Consider the following 3,889-nt stretch of genomic DNA (forward strand, 5'->3'; position numbering starts at 1 on the left):
TAGAAAGGCTTCATTGCCGCCGTTATCCGAAATCACGAGTGTATCTAAAACCCACTCACCCGCCGGAGCATCATCGGGAACAACAACAGTGCCCTCCAAAACGCCTTTAGCCCTGTTATACTCCAATAACGCATCGATGGATGGACCGAGAAGCCGCTTCGACTCGTTGCCGAACATAACAGCACCGTTCTTGATGCCGGAAAGATCATCGGCCGCCCTAACCGCGATTTTGATCTCATCACCTGCTTGAACTCGCGTAGGGCTTACCGAAATGCCTGTTACCGATGGCGCTTCAATGTCAGGATGATCGTTAATGATTGTCAGAGATGCGCCGCCGAGACTTTCTTCATCGACAACAAAAGTGGATCCACCGTTATCGCTACCGAGCGTTACTGAAATACAGGTCCACTTTCCCGGTTCCGCGTACTTGTTAATGGCAAATGAGCTGGTAAGCTTGCCTGTCGCCTCGTTATATTCTAGATCGGTACCTATCCACTGCCCGGACGGTGACTCCCATATTACGGAACCGAAGCTGAGCGCCGAACCACCTCCGTCGCCGTATACATCAACAGTGATCGTCTCTCCGGCATTCACTGTAGCTTTTGACACCGAAATGCTTCTAAACACAGGACCCGCCGCGCTTATCTTAGTGGGGGTAGGTGTAGAGGTGCCCGCGTAAGCAGGCGATGTAAGAGCGACTATCAAAGCAATCAACAAGGGGATGGTAATTCTCAACAGGGACAATCTGCTAATCATGCTCTTCTCCTCTTCGGCATCCTGTAGTTTGCTGGAACGATATATATTTGGCTAATCATACAATACAAGCAAATGAATAAGCCAGTATCTGCAGGTCACTAATTTATAGAAATATAATATGTGATACGCGCGAGGAACGGTAAAAGTATGGGGGCGACGGGGAACGCAAAAATAATGGTAATATTTCTCAATCTGGTATAAACCCAAGCGGCACTTGCGCCGATATGATATATATTGCATCCCTAAGAAGACTGAGAAAAAACATAGCGTAAGCTACGCGGCCACTTCGGTGGCCCTCAGTCTTTTTATAGGCAAGAAACCTCTAAAGCTCTTAGGCGATTGTATCGATATAATAACTATCAAATCAGTCCCTTTTAAAAGGCTTCCATCTTAGATGGGGCCTTTTAAAATTCTAGAACCCGATCGCTTCTATTTTTTCAATGGCAATCGCTACGTACTTGTGCGCCGCTCCCCCGGATTCACCCGGATCGGCGGTGTCCGCCACCGAAGTAGTCCCGATGATTTCGGTAGGCGCAACGTCACCGATGGCCTTTGCGGTCGGCTCCATGAGCATCAAGGTCGTGACATTTATCCTCGCAACCCGGCCCACATAGACGCGATTATTCGTAAACACGCTCGCCGTTAATCCTGCCAGACCCTGGGACTCGACAATCTCTCGCAATTCCGATTCCGTCATGTTCTCACCTCAATAGGTAGTCTTTCATTGTAAATACCCGATTTACTCGAAGACTGAACTAAAGAGTGACGGTGGGGCCCTGTATCTTTCTTCTTTTCAGTAATATTAGAATCTTCTATAATAAACATTGTTTGCGACCCTTCTTGGTCGAATCGTGCCCCAGCTTCTAAAGGTAGTGGATGAATCAAGACAACAGCGGTATCAGCCTCGACGATATCAGTGAACTAAATACCAATATAAAGAGAATTATTTTAGCAACCGACGGGTCGGATGCATCTATTCTCGCGACCAAGTATGCCGTCGCACTGGCAAAAGTTATGAACGCCAGCATTACGGCGATATACGTTGAGCCGAGCGAAGATGGGAACTCCCCCGAAGGCATAATCGATAGGGATGCATTAAAGGAAATCCGTCCGACTGCGGCCGGTCTCGATGTCGTTCGTTTGTACGCTGATAAGAACAATGTCGAATACAAGAGCGTGATTAGAAAGGGCAATGTCGCAATGAGAATTATAGAAGCCGCCGAAGAGTATTGGGCGGATGTTATTATAGTCGGCAATACTGCCCGAAGCGGTTTGAGGCGGATAGCGCTCGGCAGCATAGCAGAAACAGTCGTTAAGAACTCCACCATCCCCATTCTTGTCCTTAAGTCTTAATCGTTTTGCCATAATTTATGTCGTTAGCGCTTGATTTTCCAAATAACTTCACTTTTGTTCCTCTTACCCCGTATATGCGCCGTTCACCACTTTTTGCTGTAAAGGCTGAGCCGGACATATTAAGCTCTATGTGGTTGGCCTAGTGCAAATCATGTTGAGCCGGTTGCAATACCGGTACAGTTGGAGGCCCCTGTTGAGAGAGAAACTCTATAACCCGGCCGAAGGTTTCAGGTCGGACGACGCGCAAGAGCTGTTCATAGATATTAAGAGGATTCTCTTAGCAACCGACGGGTCGAAGTCAGCGATTAGTGCTACAAAGTACGCGGTCAGTATGGCTCGGTTATTCAAAGCCAAGATGAGAGCGGTATTTGTAGAGGGCGGCGCTGAAGCACAGGGCGAAATCGCCAAAACCGTGGATGAGTCCTTAAAGGGCAACGGCAACGGCAGACCAGGATATCACGGCTTAATCGTAGCCGGGATGTATGCGATAAAGAATGGGATCTCTTGCGAAGAGATAGTTGAAAAAGGAAATGTCGCAAAAAGGATCATAGAAAGCGCCCACGAGTTTATGCCTGATATTATAGTAATCGGAAACTCCGAGAAATCAGGAATCAGGCGGACACTAGGAAGCGTCGTAGATGCGGTGATTAAAGGAACCGATATACCGGTCCTTGTTATAAAAGACAATTAGTGAAAACTTAATATAGTTGGGTAAATGGGCAGGTGTTTAACTCCCCCAGTAGCCTTTTAGGCCAAGTATTGCTCTTTCCTATTCCTTAAGACTATAGCTCCCGATAGTCCCTTAAGGGTCCCCTTTTGAAACACCTGCCCATTTTCTTTTACCCTCTGCCATAGTACCGGCAGAAGAAAATGGTTTTAGAACGCATTCTCCCAATGCGTTACTTCAAGAGAAGCACCCTCCGATAGTATTGATATAACATCGAAACGGATAGAATCAAATCGGCTAACATCCTTCGCCATCGCCAGATATACCTCGGCTACCTTCCGGATAGTTCTCTGTTTGCTTGGAGTCACAGCTTCGATGGGATGGCCGTATGCCTTGCTGAGACGGGTTTTGACTTCACAGAAGATAAGCGTTTTGCCGGTGCTTGCAATGATATCGATCTCGCCGATTTTCGTGCGGAAATTTCGCTGCAATATGCGGTAGTTTTTTCTGCGCAGGTAACGAACGGCAAAATCCTCACCGGATTGTCCCAAGGCCATGGTGGTCTGCCCTGCTAGGTGACTTGTAAGTATTCTTTTACTTTTTTCTCGAGGAGGAGCGCCTTAAGCTGATTTGAGAGGTCGCTTAATATCTCAAGCACTTCTTGTATACGCTGGCTTTTATCATCGCTTTTTTGGCGCACGATCGGGTAGAGTATCTGCTGAAAAAGCGTCGATTCTTTTTCAGCCAGGGTGGAGTACATGCGGAGGTGACGCGCTTCAATGCCGTACCTCGCCATCTCGCGCGCAATTATCATGAGTCGTATATCGATGGAGTTATAGCACTTGCCTTCGCTTGTCTTTATCGGTTGGACGATTCCGAAGTTCTCTAGCATCTTGGCGGTCTCGGGGGATATCCCGATGCTGCCGATAGCCTTCTCTGTCGGCACGGGCCCGTCATCCGATGTTATAAGGGCATCGTGATTCGTATCGGCGAGCTGTTTTACCTCGGGCGTGAGCTGGCCCATATCCATCATATCCAGGTTCTGCCTGATCACGTTGAGCGGGAGGTATTTTTCTTTCTGGAGGCGCAGCGCAAGCTCTAGCCGCTGCATAT

6 protein-coding genes are annotated in these 3,889 nt (G+C 47.9%); 2 read left to right on the forward strand and 4 right to left on the reverse strand.

Features of this window, described 5'->3' with window-relative positions:
• Both ACYC56_RS13060 and ACYC56_RS13065 read right to left on the reverse strand, forming a co-directional pair.
• Positions 1-756: hypothetical protein (locus tag ACYC56_RS13060; RefSeq protein WP_461374612.1), on the reverse strand; the 756-nt coding region annotated here is incomplete at its 3' end.
• Positions 757-1,168: 412 nt separating this feature from the next.
• A complete protein-coding gene (locus tag ACYC56_RS13065; RefSeq protein WP_461374613.1) occupies positions 1,169-1,453 on the reverse strand; it encodes a hypothetical protein in 285 nt (94 codons plus the stop codon).
• 179 nt (positions 1,454-1,632) lie between these two features.
• On the opposite strand from ACYC56_RS13065, the gene ACYC56_RS13070 reads away from it, so the two are divergent.
• Together ACYC56_RS13070 and ACYC56_RS13075 are read left to right on the forward strand one after the other, a co-directional pair.
• On the forward strand, positions 1,633-2,109 hold the full coding sequence (locus ACYC56_RS13070; RefSeq protein ID WP_461374614.1) for a universal stress protein: 477 nt from the start codon (positions 1,633-1,635) through the stop codon (positions 2,107-2,109).
• Positions 2,110-2,302: 193 nt separating this feature from the next.
• On the forward strand, positions 2,303-2,800 hold the full coding sequence (locus tag ACYC56_RS13075) for a universal stress protein (RefSeq protein WP_461374615.1): 498 nt from the start codon (positions 2,303-2,305) through the stop codon (positions 2,798-2,800).
• 185 nt (positions 2,801-2,985) lie between these two features.
• On the opposite strand, the gene ACYC56_RS13080 is transcribed toward ACYC56_RS13075, so the two are convergent.
• Together ACYC56_RS13080 and ACYC56_RS13085 are read right to left on the reverse strand one after the other, a co-directional pair.
• The gene (locus tag ACYC56_RS13080; protein WP_461374616.1) at positions 2,986-3,333 is read right to left on the reverse strand and encodes a YraN family protein; all 348 of its coding nucleotides are present in this window, start codon (positions 3,331-3,333) and stop codon (positions 2,986-2,988) included.
• A 14-nt stretch (positions 3,334-3,347) separates the two neighbouring features.
• Positions 3,348-3,889, reverse strand: a 542-nt coding sequence (locus ACYC56_RS13085; RefSeq protein ID WP_461374617.1) for a hypothetical protein, incomplete at its 5' end; no start/stop codon positions are given.

The organism is Candidatus Aquicultor sp. (genome assembly GCF_054640775.1).

Bases quoted from the DNA above. Each gene is read 5' to 3' on its own strand.
- ACYC56_RS13065 (WP_461374613.1), bottom strand. From the start codon at position 1,453: ATGACGGAATCGGAATTGCGAGAGATTGTCGAGTCCCAGGGTCTGGCA.
- ACYC56_RS13070 (WP_461374614.1), top strand. From the start codon at position 1,633: ATGAATCAAGACAACAGCGGTATCAGCCTCGACGATATCAGTGAACTA.
- ACYC56_RS13080 (WP_461374616.1), bottom strand. From the start codon at position 3,333: ATGGCCTTGGGACAATCCGGTGAGGATTTTGCCGTTCGTTACCTGCGC.